Source organism: Paraburkholderia rhynchosiae (assembly GCF_002879865.1).
GTDB classification, from domain to species: Bacteria; Pseudomonadota; Gammaproteobacteria; order Burkholderiales; family Burkholderiaceae; genus Paraburkholderia; species Paraburkholderia rhynchosiae.
Genome location: NZ_PNXY01000039.1, coordinates 1 through 16,575, shown reverse-complemented (window position 1 = coordinate 16,575; position 16,575 = coordinate 1). Strand labels below are relative to the sequence as shown.

Here is a 16,575-nt window from a genome sequence, read left to right as displayed (position 1 = left end):
GTCAGAGCGCGCGGAAGATCAGTGGGTAATCCGGTAACCGGACCCGCTGGACACGAGATAGACGTGTTCGCCGGGAGCGAACTGCTGATCGTCGACCTGCGTCACAACAACGGTCTGCCCGCTGGCGCGACGCAAAAAGACTTCAACGCCGCTGTGACGCGACATCGCAGCGCTGACATGCTGTGAGATGAATCAACGCAGCCGATCACCATGTCCGCGTACAGATTCAGCTTCGAATCGACACGTCGCGGCTCCGCCTTCCAGTTCGTGCCCATCAGCAGGTTCAGGCGATTCACCAGTAACGTCGCCTTGTACTGGCCGACGTCGTTGCACGTCAACGCCATAAACAGCGTAGCGCTCGGGGTCGGCATATTGAAACAGCCTTCCCGAACCCACTGAGTTGTCGAGCAGACGTATCCGGCGATCCTGCCGCCAGCCGCTGATGAAGCTCCACATAAACGCGGCGATCGCGTCCGGCGTGAAAAACTGTCCGAGGTGCTGACGACGCGCCGCGGCCAGTTCGCCCTGATGAGCGACCGGAGCCGCTTGCGACCCGAGGCTCAGCAGCGAGCGCAAAGGCTCGTACCAGTCCGGCGCAAAAGAAAACAGATCTCTCTGCATGATTTGTGTCCATAAAAAGAAATGGCCCGCGTAAAAGCGGGCCAAAGAGAAACGCCGACGTACTGCGCGGCGGGAAGAGAACTACAGTTGATAGAACCTGCGCACGGCTCGCCGGCGCGCGGCGAACGGCTGCCCGCCCGTTACCTGCAGCGGAGCCTGCATCACGATGTGACGCAACGCCGCGGCGCGAAACATCGGCGAATAGCAATCACACGCGCGCACGATGGTGATGAGATGTTCGAAAGGCAAGGCGTATGTCCTAGCGACGTAGCGCGAGAACAAATAGATGCGTTGACGAGACATGATGGCCCCCGATCAGTACCGGTCACGCGAGGCCAGGTGGTCGGCGCCAAACTCGCTGATGAACAGCGAGAGTGCATCGCCCACCTGATGCGAGAACTTGAACTGCCACTTTTCGTTGAACATCACGACGTCAAGTCCGTGAAGCGAAACCTTCTCCCGCGTTTCAAAGTGGTAGTCGACAAGTCGCCCATGGTTCAGCTCGACCGATAGCACGTCAAACCCGGCATGCGCCGTACATCCTCGATTTACTTAGTCGCACAACGGAGGACTGGGAGAAGCGCGGCCCGATTTTCTCAATGCTCGCGCAGAAGATTGTCGACGGGAAAATCACCACGCGCGATTTCTGGCCGATCGACCCGGTGCTCAAGGATGCCGCCCGTTATCGCACGCTGCAGCAGATGGCGCGCTTCGTCTACATCGATGGTGTGGCGTCCGTTCAGTTCCCACGCATTCCGGCGACCAGTGGTGACGAGGATTGCTCCTTTGAGACCCGGGTCTCAGCCGCCGTTGACGACCTACCGGATCACAACCGCTGGTGACTTGACTTCGCAGGAGCGGCGCCATACTGGACTCAACTCTCGCCACATCGGTGAGCGAACAACCACCTGTCGGAGAAAACCATGTCCCCAGTCGAATACATTCGTGCCGCGTACCGCCATCGCGAAAAGCTCGTTCCGCAGCTGCTCACCGTGCTGGCACTCGGAGTGATTTTCACGTATCACGCACTGACCAGCCCGGTCCTTGAGTGGCTGCGTTAGCCAAAACAGTCCAAAAAATTAACCATGGTTATTTTTTTACGAAAACGGACGTCACCAAGTGCCTGATTAGTCAGCGTTTTTTTCCGACCCTCTCCGTTCCAAAAACGGATATTTGGATAGATTTTTGGAACAACGACCGGCTGCCGTTACCACATCAGCCGAGCATTCCCCGCTTTGTCGTGTCGGGCCATTTCGACAATGCGCGCCATAGCCGCCTTCTGCACCTCGCGATCTACCGGCTGCGTGGGTTGCTTCATCGGTGCCTAAACGGCGTAATTCGCTCATATCTTTCCTGCATGTGCCGGTAGCGGAGACCGTGGCTCATTAGCCGTGGACGGTGCGAGGCAGGCAACCGGACAAAGCGGCCCGCCATTCACTTCTCTAACAGCCTGTACAGCGCTTGACGCGAGATTCCCATCGCGGCTGCGGCGCGCGACTTCACCCCGCCTGCCGTAGCGACGGCCTCCAGTGCCATCTCTCTGGTCAGCGAACTCGTCTTCTTGACGGCCAACGCAGCATGCGTTGAGAGATAAGCGTTTGCCTTCGTTGCCCGACTGTGCCCCGCTGCCTCGACGACGCGCTGCATTGCCGCCTTATGCGCTTCGCGATCTACCCGTTCTGCAGGCGATTTGATTGGCGCTCCGACACCAGTAATCCGTTCGTACATTTGCTGCAGGAACTGGTGACGCAGGCCGTGACTGGTCACTCCGATCCCCGCCTGCGTGACGCCATGTTTTTTTAGCACGTGATAGTAGTGTTCCCGCCACTGCTGCTTCGTGTATCCATGCGGGATCGTTGACCCGGTATATGGGTTCGAAAGCGTCGCGGCCTCCTCAAGCACGGCAAACTTGAGCTCAATCGGCACGACTCGCTCACGGCCGCCCTTTGTGCCGCGGGTGACGTCAAGCAAATCGTGGTTACGCACAGCCTCCAGCGGGCGTAGCAGGAAACTCTCTTCAACGCGCAGACCAAACGCCGCCTGCAGTTTCAGTTGCACCGCGACGTTCGGGTGAGTGACAGCGATCTCGTTGATCTTGGCTTCCGCGTCGATGCCATTTCCTTCCCACGACTTGTCCCGCTGCGCTACGTACGAGCGCACGAGATCGTGCTGCTCGCGGTCGACATAGTCGGCCAGCGTGCCGATGAGATTCGGCTTCTTAATCCATCCGCAGAGAGCCCGGAGATAGGTCAGCTTGTTCTCGATTGTCCCGCCAGTCTGTTTCGCATCGACCCAGAACTTGACGAGGAACTCGACATGTTTCTGCTTCAGTGCGTAAGGGGATTGCAACGCGAAGCCGTTCTGGCGCAACTCTTCGAATGACTTGCAGATCGCCGACGTCCGGCGCTCCTGCGTTTTGATCGAAAGCGGCTTCGCGCTGATTCTCGTCCGACTATGAACGCGATTCACGTTGCTCAGAAGCAGCTCTTCCAATACGTCCTTGAAATCGGCGCGCAACCAGTAGTCGCGCAACACCGCGCGCACGTTCAAAATCGCTGACACCCTGATGCCCCCATGTATGTAGCGCCGCGCAATCCGTTGCACAGCAACCTGTCCGGACGCCGCTGCGGCACCGGACACCGAGTTGAACACGACCGCTGGTCACGGTCATCGTCGGTAGCGCTGCGCGCGGGACGCCGGGAGCCTATCCCCTGCATCAACCTGACCGCGCTGCGCGTTGCGTTCCCCGCCGGGTACTGCCTTCCTGTCCTTTAGCGATTCCATTCGATCAGCCCCGCACGTGGAAGAGACGTGCATCGACTGTCCAGCTGCTGCCTGCACCGAGACGCCGCGCTTACGCGCGATGCCTGCCTGCGATATCTGCTTTCCCTGCGATCACCGAACCGGATCTGCCTTTGCAGAGTCCATCGTCGTTGATCGGGTCCGCGGTCTCGCAGGTCGGGCCGCAGCGCTTTTCGCTCCGCGATCCCGACTACGCCGGCTGCTCTGGCTGCCGTGCCGGCCTGTGACACGCTTCGCGTGCCCGTGTGCGTCTGTCTCTCGACTCGCACGACTTCGGCCAACTGCCCGGCAATACCTTTTGCGCTTCTTTGTCCGGCTGCGCCTGCCGTCGTCTTCCGTACAGGGATGTGTTCGCTGATAGGCGAGCACAAGCCCCCACCCCCAAGTCCGTTCAATCGGCCGCAGTGTGTCGGGCTTCATGTAACGGTCCCAGCTTCGTTTGCTGAAAGGGTGTGTCCATGCGTGTCTGAGTCGTCGTGCGCAGTGCCGGAATTGTCCGACTGTCCGCCTTACACGTCGCCTCATCGCGCAGCTCAGGGCAAAACCGCCCGCAAACTCAATGGATATCGCGTGTCGGAGGTCCTCAGTGTGGACCATGGTGCACTTGATTTGATTCAGAAAAAGGCCGCGTCAGAATGCGGCCTGTGACAGGAAGGGTTTTCGCCAGGCAAAGCGATCCCTTCAATGGTGAAACTCGAGGTCGATGCGCTCGTCGCGCGGTGGGTAACGTAGAGAATATCTCCCCGCGTTACTTGCCGGCGCAGTGAAAGCTACGTAAATGTAGTGGGCTTAAGTTGCCTTGACTTTGCAGAACGCGGGATAGACTGAAATCAGGCAGAACTGACACAAAAGTATCAGTTAAGTGGCACTTCCGGGCTTGCTCATCTTTTCGCCCCGGCTGTCTGACACTTAAGTGTTAGATAAGTGTCACTTTGCCATTGAGCCAAACTAACCTCGCATGGAGTCACATTGAAAACTTCCGTCTTTGCCGTCGACGTCGGCTATGGCAATACCAAATACGCGTACCGCGCGGCAAGCGGCACGATCGCTTCCGCCATGTTCCCATCGCTTGCACCGCTCGCGGCTACTCGCGCTCTCTCCGCTTCCGGCGAGGCCGTGCTTACCTCCCGTAACGTTGCTACGATGATGATCGACGAAGTCGAGTATGAGGTTGGGCCGGATGTACCGTTGACCGCCGCCTATGGCAATACTGGCCGCGCTCTCTCCAACGATTTCGCTCTCTCGGATAACTACGCCGCGCTGCTTGCAGGTGCGATTCACTTTTCCGAAGTGACACACATAGAGAGGCTTGTTCTCGGGCTGCCTGTCCACACCATGCATAAGCTAGCGGAGAAGCTGAAGGAACGCTTCACTGGCAAGTGGGACTTCGGCGCCGGTCGCGTGACAGTTGACAAGGTCGTCGTCATTCCCCAGCCGCTCGGGTCACTCGTATCGGCCTCGGGCAACCGGCAGAAAGAGTTCGGCCGCGATAGCGCCCATCTGGTCGTTGACGTCGGATATTTCACAACCGACTGGGTCTATGCAAACGGCTTCACCATGGACGACAGGCGAAGCGGCGGCATGCCTGGAGGCGCCTCGCAGATCTACCAGCGTATTGCAGGCCTGCTCGCCCGCGATCAGGACGAAGAGGTCGAGGATCTGGAGCTCATCGACAAGGCTCTGCGGGAGCGGACGCCGTTCCGGTTTAATGGCAACGACATCGACCTCGACCCGTATCTGGAAAAATCGCAGCCGTTGATCACTGGCGTCGTCAAGGAAATGCAGAACAATGTCGGACAGCTTACCAACGCGCGGTCGATCATCCTGTCAGGCGGCGGTGCGGCGCTTTATGCACCAGCGATCCGGCGTGCGTATCCGCGTGTAACGATGGAAATAATCGACGCCCCCTGCCTTGCCAACGTCAGGGGCTTTCTCGTCGTCGGCGACGCAGGGCTTGCGCGCGAACGCACTCGCGAGCCTGCGAAAGCATGAGCGACAAGCTCCAGATGAAGGTGGTCATCGACGAGGTGACCACGCCGCTCCTGTACGCGAGGCTCTCGGCGGCCAGTTCACCTCGCGAGCGGGCCGCGCTACTGCGATCGATCGCGGAAGCTGGGCTAAGAGACGCAGTCAACGCCGAATCCAGCCGTGCCGCGCGCGTCTCCGCCGGCGCTCCCGCTGTCGGTGGGCGGCAGTCCGAATCACATCCGGTTGCGCTCGGTGAACGGCAGTCGCGGACTGAAGAGTCACCGCTCAATGTCGCTTCCACAGACAGTTTTGACCATGCACACGACACCGGCGCGCTGGCCGACGAGTTCGCAGCGTTCTTCTGAGCGCAGGCGTCGCCACTTGACTTCTCCCTGCGGCTGCGGGGATAGGTCATCGGCTGCGTGACGGGCCTTACCAATGGAGTAGGAACAATGGACCTCTTGCACGTACTAACTAACGCGGACTGGACTCGGGCCGCGCGCTTCTGGCTCCTGGTGGCTGTGGGCGTCGCTGCCTTGGAGTCTTCCTATCACCTGCGCGGTGCGGTGCTGTCGTGGCTTCACAAGTATAGCGATCATGCTTAACAAATTCTGGAGTCTGGATCCCCTCGCGCGCCGTGCGATCGTTGCCGCCGCGCTTTTCGGCTTCATTGCCATCGACGTTTTATTGCCCAAATGCGATCTCACCGTTTCGATCTTTATGATTTGCGGCATCGCATTTCTGTGGGCGATTGGCATACTGCGCCCGTTCCTGTTCATGATGTTTCTGCTGTTGAAGATCGTCTTCCGAATCAAGACCTCTCCGTGGTGAACCAATTCATCGACTCAGGGCGAAAAAAAACCCGGCCAATGGCCGGGTTTGTCGTTATGGAGATGAGTCAATGCAATAAGGTGATGCCGCGAGCTCGACCCTGATGGCGAACGCAATAAGTCCACGCATCGTCCAACTCAACGCCGCGTTTCTCGGGCGTAACAATGCCGGTTTTACGCCGGTCGATCACATCGTAGGCCTGCGCTTCCGACTTGCCGACCCGTTTTTAATGCCCGACGTAGCAACAATCTCAAACCGGCCAACAATCATCTTGAACATGCTTCTCTCCATGGGGAAGGCCCAGACGGATTGCGGCCCCGGCGGGGACGAATCCCCACCGGGCGGTTAAGAAAAACTACTGAGCGGACAAAGCCGCAGTCAATCAGATATGCAGCGCCTCGGGCTTCCCGCCGAGCCGCGCAGGGACGGCTAGGCTGCGAGGCTTGTTACATGACGTCATCCATTCGTCCGCGAAGTCAGTCCCCCGAACCTTTGGGCGGTGAACAATCGCGGTGTAGCCGTCAGCGCGAAGACGTGTTGCAAGCGCCAGCGCATCAGCCATCCCAGGCGACTTCCGCGTTTTCGGATCGACCGCATCAAAATCCGCGAAGATGTGCACTACGCGGATACCAAGGCCTTCAGGAACAACGAAGTCTGAAAGCAGCACGCGGTTAAGGCAGTACCACACCGGCACGCCGAAAAGCATGTGCGCGCCGAGCACCGATTCGAGCCCTTCGCCCACGCCGATCTCGCCGTTAGCCGGCTCCATCAGCCGGACTGCGCCGCCGTTCAGTCTGTGCAGCGTCAAGTCGTTCATCTTCGAAGGCAGAACTTCGCCATCGCTAGTGATGATCGTCGCCTTTGCAGGCTTCGACCGGTCAAGGAACGTTCGGTGAAGCGCGCCGAGGCGTCCGTCGGGCAGCGTGAATCTGGCGAGAACGCCAGGCCACTTACCGATCACCTTCTTTTCATGCCGGTACTCGAGCATTGCGAGCCGGAGTGCCGGCGACGACGAAACCTCGAGGCCGGGGCACGCGCGCGCGCAGATACCTCGATATGAGATCGTCGCGCCCATGCGCCACAGCGCTCTCCCACATCGACTCGAGCCTCTTTCGCGCCCATGCCGGATCGGCCTTGCGGCCGGGCGAAGGCGTTATGCCAGAGAATCTGGGTGTGTCACGCGCCGGCAGCGGAATGCCGCCGCCGAGTTCGAGCATCAGCTCACGAAAAGTGATCCCGGTTGTTTTGCAGATAAGCTCGAAGCCGTCTCCGGCTCTCATGCTTCCTTCATTGCATTTGCGGCACACCCAGTCGCCGCGGCCGCGCTTGTTGTCATAAGTAAAGCGGTCGTTGCCGCCGCACATGGGACAAGGTGCGCCTTTCGACGTGCCGAACTTCGAGCAGATTTCCCCGTGGATCCCAGAACTGGAAGCGGTTCTCAACGTGATGTTCGGAGAGACCAACAAGAACAAGCCATTGTTGGTCTCTCCGCGGGTAGAAACGCAGCAGCGCCCGGCGGGAGGGAGTTAAGACTCGTGCGGGAAAAAATCATCTATCAGCTGATAGCCGGCGTTTTCCTATCCTTCCGGTCTAAGGGAACGGCCAAAGGCTGCCATCATCAATGACACACGAGGGCTCTTAGGACGGGCCCCGCCAGTTACCAGCTAAGAAAAACGTCACCGTGCGGTCGCTTCACTGTCCTGCGCCTACCATTCCGCCGGCGTCTGTCGACTAGGACGAATTGAATGTTGCTATGAGGTGCGTTGGTCGCCAGCCAACCCATGAGAAGGCAGCCGGGTTGCTGTCGACAGCGTGACGCGATAACTTCCAGCGGTGCTCTGAACGACTGTTGTCGAGGCGGCGGTCCGAGAAAGACTCCCAAAGCTGGCTATATTTTTTCTGGAGCGGCGATGACCGTCAATCGTGGACGCCTTGTTTGGGAGCCCTCGCGTTTGGCTGGGATGAATGAGCCGTGTATTGCTTCTCCCTTGAGGGTCAGCAGTTTTTCACAGTCGTGCGGCGTGAACGTTCTTCGCAAGAATTACTTTCGACAGCAGCAAGACGTGTTGGACTCGATTCGGCCCGCTCATTTCCCGGAGAGCCTACGTCAATGCGAGCGTCGGTAGATACCGTTCGTTTGAACCGAAGACAGTTGTCGGAGGGGGCAAGGGCGTACCCTTATCGATAACGATCTTCAAGAGATCTTCCTCGGAGTACCCGCCCCGGTCGCTCAAGGGCTAGGGGTTTCTCAGGGGAGCATTTCGGTGGTCGTTGTGACGATAGGCCTGGAACTTCATAAACCCATTCGTTTAGATCAAACCCTGTGTTGGACTACGGACTCGTCATGGTCTTAGATCTATTGAACACATACCCGGCAAATCCGTCTTTGAGATCCGGATATTTCTGGATCATTGCGTCCGATAGGTCTGCACTGGCGTCGACGCCTAACCGCCGCAACGTCAGCTTTCCCGCTGGCGTTCCTTTGTAGGTGCGTCGCCAGTCTTCCCTCTGCTTAGTAGTCGCCACTTCGTATGCTTCCCAGCCACGGCGACGCTCCTCGGCCATTCGGTCTTGCGCGTGGACGTCTTGCGCGGCGATTCGCAAAGCCATACGGGTTTGAACGTGCTGCTTTTCTTCCAGAACGCGTGTCTCTGTCTGCGCAAGAGTCTCCTGAATCTGCACCATCTGCCGTTCAGCATCGGAAACGATCCACTGCTCCTTCAACGCCTTCATGAAGAACCCCGCGGGGCTCTTGGATATATTGCCGAGCTTTAGGCTGAAGCGCGTGCGCTCAATAGCCTGCTCCAGACGTTCATCGGTGTATTTATCTCGGTCTGCCGCAATTTGATTGAGTTGCGCGCTCGACAGTCCTAATTCTTGTTTCAAGGTCCTGTAGAGTGCTTGCGCCTGTTCGTGCGTGTGCAAGACCCGCTCGGCCAACTCCTTCCTCTCAATGCGAAATCGTAGGCGACCGATCTTCCGCGATCCCGGTTCGTTGCGGGTCTCATACGAGACGTTCAAATCCGAAACTTCGTTGATCTGATCAACGGCAGGCGCGAGCCAGTCCCGCTTGAAATATTTGAACTCGTGCGCCTTGGCGCCCATTGTCCCTTGCCACGAGCGCAACTCGTCCAGGGCGAACCAATCGGTTATCCCGCCATCCGCGTACGGCAACAGATGGTCGTACATCACCCGCGCGTAGCTGAGCGTAAAGAGCGATGTTATCCGAAGGCTCAGCCAGTGCGACTTCCCCGGGCCCCGTATAATTCCTATGAGGTCGGGCGGGACGCGGAACTGAAAGCGCCCGCCCTGATAGGAAATTCGACCGATCAACTGCACAGAACCAAATGGCTTGGTTCCATCTGCATCGGGTGCAGTGGTGGCTTGAATGAGGGCTCGTTGCGCCTCGGTGATCACTTGTTCAAGGTGAGCATTGTTGCGGCTCGAGTACCGCATGAGCCACTTGAAGTAGTCTAGCTCGACGTCATACAAATCCCGCGGCAACTCTTCCTGCGCAACGATGAAATATGCGGCGTCTATCAACCGACGAGCAGCGACCCCGAGATCGATGATGCGTATCAGGACGTTCTTTCGCGCAAATCCAATGTCGGAACGGGCGGCATCAAGCGGCAAGTCTTGAGCGTGTGCATCGTCGAATAAGGCCAGTGCTAGTTGCCTGGAAGTGGCCACTTGCGCTCCTGTCGTCATTCGACCTCCCGATCGTAGTTATGGGTTTTCACCGCCCGGTACCGTACCGGCACAAAGGTGCCCTGTCAACACACATCACCTCACCTTGCGATATGGGCGTCACAAAACGCCTCACCTTAAGAAGGCAGATGCTCAATTCACCTCACCTACCCGCGCTTTCTGACCTCACCTTTGAGATCAGGGGACGGCACCATGCAGCGCAAAAGACCTCACCTGCTTGCTCAATTCACAGCACCTCAGACACACAACGCCTCACCTTATTCCCCTAAGCCTTTGTTTTAAAAGGAAGTGCACGGAAGCTGTTAGTAGTGGGTTAGTTTTTCTTTTTAAAAACACAAACTACCTGCGGGAGTCAGGCGATGAAGGCACCGCTGAGTGGGAACGAATCAGAGGGTTTCTGAGGGTGCGAAGCTTTGCTTACGTCGCCGGGCCGAAACTACAGATTGCTAGACCAGCGGCAGGCAAAAACCATAAGCCGCTTCGCCTCGAAAGGTGAGGTGAATTGTGCGACGAGCCGTAAAGACTCTCGCAAACCGCCGCCTTTCGGGCAAGCAAGGTGAGGTCTTCTGTGATATCCCCACGAGCCGATACCTCCGTGTGGCATCTGGCGGTTGGCGATTTCTGAGCAGCCGCTGTCTAAGTGGTTGAAAAATTAGGGGAGATCTAGGCTGACCCTAGTATTGCGATAGCTATTCTTCGGTCTCGGAGGTATTCTACGGTTCGACGATATCTCGATATGAAACCGTAAAAACGTGCGGTGTGCGTGCATAAATCGCCTCACCGTCTAACTCAAAGGAAAACGTGAATGAACTTCAGTGAGTTGCCAGGCATTGACCGAAGCGTCAAGCTGTCTGACCTTGGAGAGTTCTCTGAGCGCCTATCGGTAATGACGAATGAACTGCGCGATCAGATATTGGCGCCGCGTCCGCGAAAGACACCTCCTTCATTCACGATCGGCGAGCTGTCGGAACTGTGTGGGATGGACCGATCGAAAATCAACTATCTGGCGACGAAAGAAGGTGGCGAACTACCGCCGGGTGAGGCTCACGGGACGGGTCGTGCGCGAATATTTTCGCTGAAGGACGTGCGCACCTGGGTCCAGCAGGTATCTGACATCTATCAAACGCCACTGGTCACGGGTACGCGTGAACATCGTGGACGTGTACTGATAACGGCCAACTTCAAGGGCGGTTCCTGTAAAACAACAACGACAATGTGCATCGGCCAAGGTCTCAGTCTCCGCGGTCGAAAAGTATTGGTGATCGACTTGGACCCCCAAGCCTCGCTGTCCGAACTATGCGGGCTTTACGCGGAAAAGGACGTCAGTTGGGAGGACACTGTGCTCCCATACATCTATGACCCGACCATCGAAGGCGGGCTCAGTACAAAGGTCCAAAGCACTTATTGGGACGGGCTTGACGTTATTCCGGCACATAACTATTTGCATGACGCGGAATTTCATCTTCCCACGGCGCAGAAGAGTAGCCCGGGATTTGAGTTCTGGTCCGTATTGCGAAGAGGTATCGAGCCCTTGCGGTCTCAATACGACTACATTGTTCTCGACACGGCGCCGTCCCTATCCTACATGACCCTTAACGGCTTAATGGCGGCCGATTCGATGGTCATGCCTTTGGTCCCTGAGAGCTTGGACTTCATTTCATCGGTATCTTTTTGGTCATTGTTCGCAGAGGTCGCGAACGGCTTTGTTGAGCATGAAGTGGACAAGACATACGACTTCATCTCGGTTCTTCTATCGAGAGTGGACTACGGTACGACGTCATCGGCGCCGGTAGTGCGCTCTTGGGCGCAGCGTGCATACGCGGATTGGTTACACACAACGGAAGTTCCTGCTAGTTCGGTGATGAGCAACGGTGCATTGGCATTCTCCACAGTCTTCGACCTGTCCCGAGCCGATTCCGTGGCCAAGACCTTGGCGCGTGTGAAATCACCACTGATGGAATACTGCAAGTGGATCGATGACCAATATGTAGCGCAATGGAGGGCCGGGCAATGAGCAGTCTCCGCGACCGCATGATGAGCAAGACTGCTGAAGTGCGTGCAGCCAAGGACATTAAGATTGATCCGCAGGATAAGCCATCTAGCCCGCGTACGGCGCCAGGGATGGCGGGCGCGTTGGCAGCAGCGCAGCAGCGCATTGTCGAGTTGGAGAACTCCGGCGCGGCTTCCGAGCTTTCGGTAAAGGACATTGTTCCCAATCCTTGGCAACCCCGGCAGGTCTTTAATGAAGCAAAGCTTACGCAGCTTGCCGAATCGATACGAGAAGCTGGGCTAGTGCAGCCGATTGTGGTCCGTCGGGCTGCGAATGGTTATCAGATCGTGGCAGGTGAACGGCGGTGGCGGGCGCACAAGATGATCGGCAAGGAGTCGATTAAGGTCGTCATCATCGACCTGTCCGACGAAGAGATGGCGATGTTGGCTTTGGTCGAGAATGTCGCGCGGGAAGATTTGTCCGATTACGAGGTCGCACGTTCCATCCGGCGAACAGAAAAGGAATTCCCGAATCGCAAACGGATGGCGGAAGCGTTGGGAATCTCTCGCTCGGAACTCTACCGGTTCTTGGCATTCGGCGAGTTGCCGGATTTTGTCATCCAGGACCTGGATGTCCACCCACGGTTAATCGGCGCGCACGCCGCAGAAGGCGTAGTGTCAGCCCTTCGCGACAAAAACCCGCGCGCGTTCGAAATTGCGAGGAACATTTGGAGGAAGGTTGTTAGCGGCGAGCTCGACCAGACGAAGTTGGCACGGTCGATTAAAGTTGCGATAGACGCTGATGGGAGCGCGCCTGGTGCGGTCAGCGATAGAAGCATTGAGAAGATATTCTCCGGCAAGAGCCAGGCTGGGTCGATCACGAAGGACGCGGTTGGCTTTACCGTCAAGATCAAGGCAGGTATGTTGTCTGCCGAGAAGGAGATGAAAATACGTGCACTTATCGCCGAGCTTTTCGCAAACGGCCAAGATAATCCCGCTTGAAACGTGGGAACGGCGGCTCCACGAGATCGATTAGGGGACGGCGGGCGCGCTGTCCCCACGCGCGGGTGCGCGGCGGTTGTCCTAGGGTGTCCCCAGTGGGGACACCTAGTGAAGACTAGGCTTGCGGCGACGCGACGACCAATGCACAGCTAGGCAGCGATTCGTTCGCGACCCATAACACCCGTTCTCTGACGCCCGGCGTCGAGCCAGTGACAGGAAGCAGGCAGGCCGGACCTTGTTGCCTTCCCGACTTGTGCTCCCGCCGGCCCACTCAAGTGCTGGCTCAGGCGCTCAACCATCAAGGTTGGAGCCTAACGACGAGCCGCCAACGCGATGGATATTCACCATGCGTGTCCCCATTAGGGACACCTTTCCAGCCGTCAATATCTCCCAGAGACGGGCGTTGATCCGCCGCAGCACGCCGTGGCCGAACGCCTCCGCACCCTATCCCAGGGGCCGTCGATTGATTGATCACAACCTGTAACGCCCGGCGGGCCGTCTGTTGCCGCGAACTGCTTATCTTTCGAATAAGTGACAGAAATGTGTCCGTTGTGGTCACTCGGTCTCGCTCATCGCGCCGCGAACTCGCCGGCGCGTTAGTGCGTTAAGCTGCCAGCGGCCGGAGATGGCGTGTTGCCGGGGAACTGCTGGGGTTCGGTGAAAACGGCTGGCTCCCGCTGTGGCCACGCAACGTGGAGAGTTGTCGGAGCCCGAGGTGCAATCACGAAGGGTAACGGAATCTGCATCCCGAGGGTCCTCGCGTCGGCGAAATCGTGCAAACCGTGTGAGCTTTAGCGGATACGGGATGTTTAGCCGAGTCCCGGCGCCCGCGAAAGCATCAACTCAGTTGCACAGCTGGGTTGCAGAAAACATCTTCCCGACGTTGGAGCGCGAGAACTGTTGTTGTAAATATGCCGCCGATGTCGAGGGGATCGTGGCGGCAAATTGAACGCACCGTTAGACCCGCGCACTCAACGACGACAAAGGAGTGCCGAGGCAAATGCGCGTGACTGCCGCAAACTCAGAAGCGCACGAACGAATGAATGCGGAAGGGTGCTGCGGTAGTTGCGTGCTGCTGCGCGGCGCACGCGCCTAGAGACCTTTCAACGCAGCGGAAGCGAGTACGGACAGGGCAACGGTGCTGACAGAGTGGACGGCCGGGGGGATTGAACATAGTCACCAAGCGCATGGCGGGAAGTCGGCTCCAGCGAAACAGCGATCTCTGTACCTTGCCCTCGACGCACGGCACTTCGAACCAACCTCCTCGCGTCGGCGTAGCGGATACTGATCTCGTCCGGGAATATTCCGAACAGTCGGACGCGGCGCGGGTCTGCGTTGCATACAAATAGCCAGCGTGAACCGCAATGGGCCGCACAGCCTCAGCGCAGCACCAAGCACCAGCATCGCGACGCTCCCCGGCCCACTCGCCGCCTGCGCGGCACCGCCAACCCTCATCGAGTTGACACACACGCGGCGATCGCACTGGAGAAGCACTTCTTCCCATCGGCAAGCTCTCGCTGACGGCCTTTTGCCGCGGAGCCGCAAAAAGTGGTACCAGCCGAGGCGGCCCAGCGGCGCTTGGCGATCTCATAACTCTGTATGGCCGGTGCGGGATGAAACCAGGAAATGGTTTGTTAATCCACGGTCGTCGATGCTAAAACCGATGCCGATCTTTGTTCGTCCCGGTCGATCGTAGCGACTGCGCTTTTCTGGTGTGTAGTTTCCTCGCGCGAAGTTTCCCTTGGCGGGGACGCCAGGAATCGATCACCCGCAGGTCGCTGTACGCGCCGCTGGTCTCTGCGTCATAGCGCGGATGCACAGGACGAAAAGCTCGAGCAGTTCAATTTCTATACTGGAGCCGTCGAGAACTTGCCGCGTTGAAAGGCGACGAACGGTCGCCTCGCGGACACAGAACAGCCGCGCGGTTGTGAAGTCTTGGCATTCATGACGGCGTCTGTCACCGCCCTTGGGTGTCGAGACGAGCTCGCGCGCGCCTGCCCGAACTTAGAGTACTGGCCGGCGAACTCTGCAGGAGCCGGGAGCCCAAGGTAGCCGTGGGAAAACGGCAGATGCTGCAACCTTCTGGCGTCCCGCGGGTTTCGTCGCCTTGGCTCCGCCGCTTTGACATTGGCGCCGGCCGTTGCGCTGCACGTCGCTTTGCCTGAGAAACCAAGGAAATCGCAGCTGCCGCACGCTTCATCGCACAATTTCGGACTGCGAAGCAACATGGCCCCGACGTCGAGAGGCGAAAGTGCAGCTTCCGTGAAACAACGGTAGAGACTGGCCGGAAGTCGCAAGTCATTGTGTTTCTTGATTAATCTGTTCTATCGGTGAAAATGTTTCACGCAGCACCGGTCAACGCGAGAGTTGTGACGTGCTGGATAGGGCTGCCGCGGACGCGCCGGAGGGGCTTTCCGCGCTTTCTGTCGGCGTCGTAGTAAATGCTACGTGTTCTGTTGTTTTAGTTACAAACGAGCCCTAGACGGCTGCAGACTCATACTCTCCGTCTCGCGCTGCTCGAGATCGACCGAAAGCGGGGCGTCGCGGCAAAGCTGCAGAAGGAAATTGACGAGGCAACAAAGCGCATCCGGCGCGAAGCAGACCATAGTCGTGTGATTGAGGCTTCGCGTAGAACGTATTAAATCTGTCTCCATTGCGCAATTAAATCTGCCACTTCGCGTCGGCGCCGACGGGCGCAACTAACCGTCAATCGCCGCAATAACTTCCGCAGCTTCGCCATAAACCGTTCGGCAAAAAGGAGGGCGGTCTGCTAACCCGCAGACGGCACCGAAATGCGGCAATTACCCGTTCGACACACCCGAGGCATCTCTACCTAGTCGTAGAAGTAAGCGACCCTTGATCGCGAGGCGGGTCGTGCCGTCGCATAGCCTGCGTCGTCGAACGGACCAAGAGCAGCCCATAGCAGAAGTGTGAACGACATCAGGCGCAGCGGAATGGCGCTTCGATCACACAGCTGTTGATAATAAACGGACTCTGGCGGCGGCATTGCGGACAGCGCCTGCGGAGCCTTTGCTGGTGCGCCGCACTCCAATCTTCCTCTGCAAGCCGATGCAGCACGCTGTGGTAGCCGTGAGCCGCACACTGCCGGCAATACCGAAAGCCGCATGATACCAATCGCCCGGGCGGCCGTTGTAGACGTCAAGTTAGTGCCGGATCGCATCTTCGGGCTGGCGCGTCGAACGATGCGTGCCGCGACGAAGGTACCTTTCTGAAAGCGGAGCGAACCCGCGTTCTATCGCGCATAGACGACGGAAGGTGAGGGGCTCGTGACGCCAGAATCACCGATCGCGGAGAAGACCTCGTTAGAATAGTCGCACTGTCACACATACATTTCCGGACGGCATGAGTTCAAGGCGAGGCGGAGCAGCGGTTTCGCGCCCACGAAAACACCTCACAAAAGCGATGTTATTGCCCATGGACCGGGCGTCGGTTCGGGAGCAATCGTTGACCTCCCATCTTGCGCTTGTTGCCTGCCGCGACGGTCATGGCAACGGGCACCTGTTTAGTACTACAGCCGTAGATACGCCGGAGGCACGCCACCGCGTCGCCGGTAGTGACATTGCTGGGCGCGGTATTGATGTTGACGCCGCCAGATTGACCACGACATCACATGCTCAATGGAGTGGAGCGTTC

General features: G+C 58.1%; 14 protein-coding genes and 2 pseudogenes. 9 read left to right on the top strand and 7 right to left on the bottom strand.

What is annotated here, in order from left to right; all coding sequences use genetic code 11:
- The first annotated feature begins 21 nt into the window (after nt 1-21).
- A complete protein-coding gene (locus tag C0Z16_RS37930; protein WP_158244556.1) occupies nt 22-186 on the top strand; it encodes a hypothetical protein in 165 nt (54 codons plus the stop codon).
- 6 nt (nt 187-192) lie between these two features.
- Here the strand turns inward: C0Z16_RS37930 and C0Z16_RS39665 are convergent, their stop codons facing one another.
- Nucleotides 193-666, bottom strand: coding sequence for a hypothetical protein (locus C0Z16_RS39665; protein ID WP_407070715.1), 474 nt, complete (start codon nt 664-666; stop codon nt 193-195).
- A 36-nt stretch (nt 667-702) separates the two neighbouring features.
- Complete coding sequence (locus C0Z16_RS37925; RefSeq protein WP_158244555.1) at nt 703-870, bottom strand: hypothetical protein; 168 nt, start codon at nt 868-870, stop codon at nt 703-705.
- Nucleotides 871-1,220: 350 nt separating this feature from the next.
- Here C0Z16_RS37925 and C0Z16_RS32115 point away from each other — a divergent pair, with 350 nt between their 5' ends.
- Together C0Z16_RS32115 and C0Z16_RS37920 are read left to right on the top strand one after the other, a co-directional pair.
- Nucleotides 1,221-1,463, top strand: coding sequence for a hypothetical protein (locus C0Z16_RS32115; protein ID WP_102636060.1), 243 nt, complete (start codon nt 1,221-1,223; stop codon nt 1,461-1,463).
- Between the two features lie 81 nt (nt 1,464-1,544).
- A complete protein-coding gene (locus tag C0Z16_RS37920; protein WP_154670924.1) occupies nt 1,545-1,682 on the top strand; it encodes a hypothetical protein in 138 nt (45 codons plus the stop codon).
- A gap of 373 nt (nt 1,683-2,055) precedes the next feature.
- Here C0Z16_RS37920 and C0Z16_RS32110 read toward each other — a convergent pair whose 3' ends face one another.
- The gene (locus C0Z16_RS32110; RefSeq protein WP_102636059.1) at nt 2,056-3,183 is read right to left on the bottom strand and encodes an integrase domain-containing protein; all 1,128 of its coding nucleotides are present in this window, start codon (nt 3,181-3,183) and stop codon (nt 2,056-2,058) included.
- Nucleotides 3,184-4,392: 1,209 nt separating this feature from the next.
- On the opposite strand from C0Z16_RS32110, the gene C0Z16_RS32105 reads away from it, so the two are divergent.
- The 3 genes from C0Z16_RS32105 to C0Z16_RS32095 all read left to right on the top strand — a co-directional run bounded on the left by C0Z16_RS32105 (nt 4,393) and on the right by C0Z16_RS32095 (nt 6,222).
- Nucleotides 4,393-5,415 (top strand): PRTRC system protein D, encoded by a 1,023-nt coding sequence (locus tag C0Z16_RS32105; RefSeq protein WP_102636058.1) that lies wholly within the window; start codon nt 4,393-4,395, stop codon nt 5,413-5,415.
- A complete protein-coding gene (locus C0Z16_RS32100) occupies nt 5,412-5,756 on the top strand; it encodes a hypothetical protein (protein ID WP_102636057.1) in 345 nt (114 codons plus the stop codon). The genes C0Z16_RS32105 and C0Z16_RS32100 overlap by 4 nt, the downstream gene beginning before the upstream one ends.
- Nucleotides 5,757-5,988: 232 nt before the next feature.
- Entirely contained in the window at nt 5,989-6,222 is a 234-nt protein-coding gene (locus tag C0Z16_RS32095; protein WP_102636056.1) for a hypothetical protein, read from the top strand.
- A 382-nt stretch (nt 6,223-6,604) separates the two neighbouring features.
- On the opposite strand, the gene C0Z16_RS39050 is transcribed toward C0Z16_RS32095, so the two are convergent.
- The 4 genes and pseudogenes from C0Z16_RS39050 to C0Z16_RS32080 all read right to left on the bottom strand — a co-directional run bounded on the left by C0Z16_RS39050 (nt 6,605) and on the right by C0Z16_RS32080 (nt 9,930).
- Nucleotides 6,605-7,039, bottom strand: coding sequence for a toprim domain-containing protein (locus C0Z16_RS39050; protein ID WP_244201434.1), 435 nt, complete (start codon nt 7,037-7,039; stop codon nt 6,605-6,607).
- Nucleotides 7,040-7,126: 87 nt separating this feature from the next.
- A pseudogene (locus C0Z16_RS39760) lies at nt 7,127-7,210 on the bottom strand (DUF7146 domain-containing protein); the annotation flags it as partial.
- Nucleotides 7,191-7,586 carry a primase-helicase zinc-binding domain-containing protein gene (locus C0Z16_RS39045; RefSeq protein WP_244201433.1) on the bottom strand — a complete coding sequence of 132 codons (396 nt, stop codon included), beginning with the start codon at nt 7,584-7,586 and terminating at the stop codon, nt 7,191-7,193. The gene C0Z16_RS39045 and the pseudogene C0Z16_RS39760, both read right to left, overlap by 20 nt.
- Nucleotides 7,587-8,553: 967 nt before the next feature.
- On the bottom strand, nt 8,554-9,930 hold the full coding sequence (locus C0Z16_RS32080) for a replication initiation protein (protein WP_102636055.1): 1,377 nt from the start codon (nt 9,928-9,930) through the stop codon (nt 8,554-8,556).
- An 805-nt stretch (nt 9,931-10,735) separates the two neighbouring features.
- On the opposite strand from C0Z16_RS32080, the gene C0Z16_RS32075 reads away from it, so the two are divergent.
- The 3 genes and pseudogenes from C0Z16_RS32075 to C0Z16_RS38430 form a co-directional block, all read left to right on the top strand.
- A complete protein-coding gene (locus tag C0Z16_RS32075; RefSeq protein ID WP_102636054.1) occupies nt 10,736-11,944 on the top strand; it encodes a ParA family protein in 1,209 nt (402 codons plus the stop codon).
- Nucleotides 11,941-12,921: a ParB/RepB/Spo0J family partition protein gene (locus tag C0Z16_RS32070; protein ID WP_102636053.1), complete on the top strand. Its 981-nt coding sequence runs from the start codon at nt 11,941-11,943 to the stop codon at nt 12,919-12,921. Before C0Z16_RS32075 ends, C0Z16_RS32070 begins: the two co-directional genes overlap by 4 nt.
- 3,465 nt (nt 12,922-16,386) lie before the next feature.
- Nucleotides 16,387-16,575: pseudogene (locus C0Z16_RS38430) on the top strand (hypothetical protein); the annotation flags it as partial.

Bases quoted from the DNA above. Each gene is read 5' to 3' on its own strand.
- C0Z16_RS32115 (WP_102636060.1), top strand. From the start codon at position 1,221: ATGCTCGCGCAGAAGATTGTCGACGGGAAAATCACCACGCGCGATTTC.
- C0Z16_RS37920 (WP_154670924.1), top strand. From the start codon at position 1,545: ATGTCCCCAGTCGAATACATTCGTGCCGCGTACCGCCATCGCGAAAAG.
- C0Z16_RS32100 (WP_102636057.1), top strand. From the start codon at position 5,412: ATGAGCGACAAGCTCCAGATGAAGGTGGTCATCGACGAGGTGACCACG.
- C0Z16_RS32095 (WP_102636056.1), top strand. From the start codon at position 5,989: ATGCTTAACAAATTCTGGAGTCTGGATCCCCTCGCGCGCCGTGCGATC.
- C0Z16_RS39050 (WP_244201434.1), bottom strand. From the start codon at position 7,039: ATGAACGACTTGACGCTGCACAGACTGAACGGCGGCGCAGTCCGGCTG.
- C0Z16_RS39045 (WP_244201433.1), bottom strand. From the start codon at position 7,586: ATGTGCGGCGGCAACGACCGCTTTACTTATGACAACAAGCGCGGCCGC.
- C0Z16_RS32080 (WP_102636055.1), bottom strand. From the start codon at position 9,930: ATGACGACAGGAGCGCAAGTGGCCACTTCCAGGCAACTAGCACTGGCC.
- C0Z16_RS32075 (WP_102636054.1), top strand. From the start codon at position 10,736: ATGAACTTCAGTGAGTTGCCAGGCATTGACCGAAGCGTCAAGCTGTCT.
- C0Z16_RS32070 (WP_102636053.1), top strand. From the start codon at position 11,941: ATGAGCAGTCTCCGCGACCGCATGATGAGCAAGACTGCTGAAGTGCGT.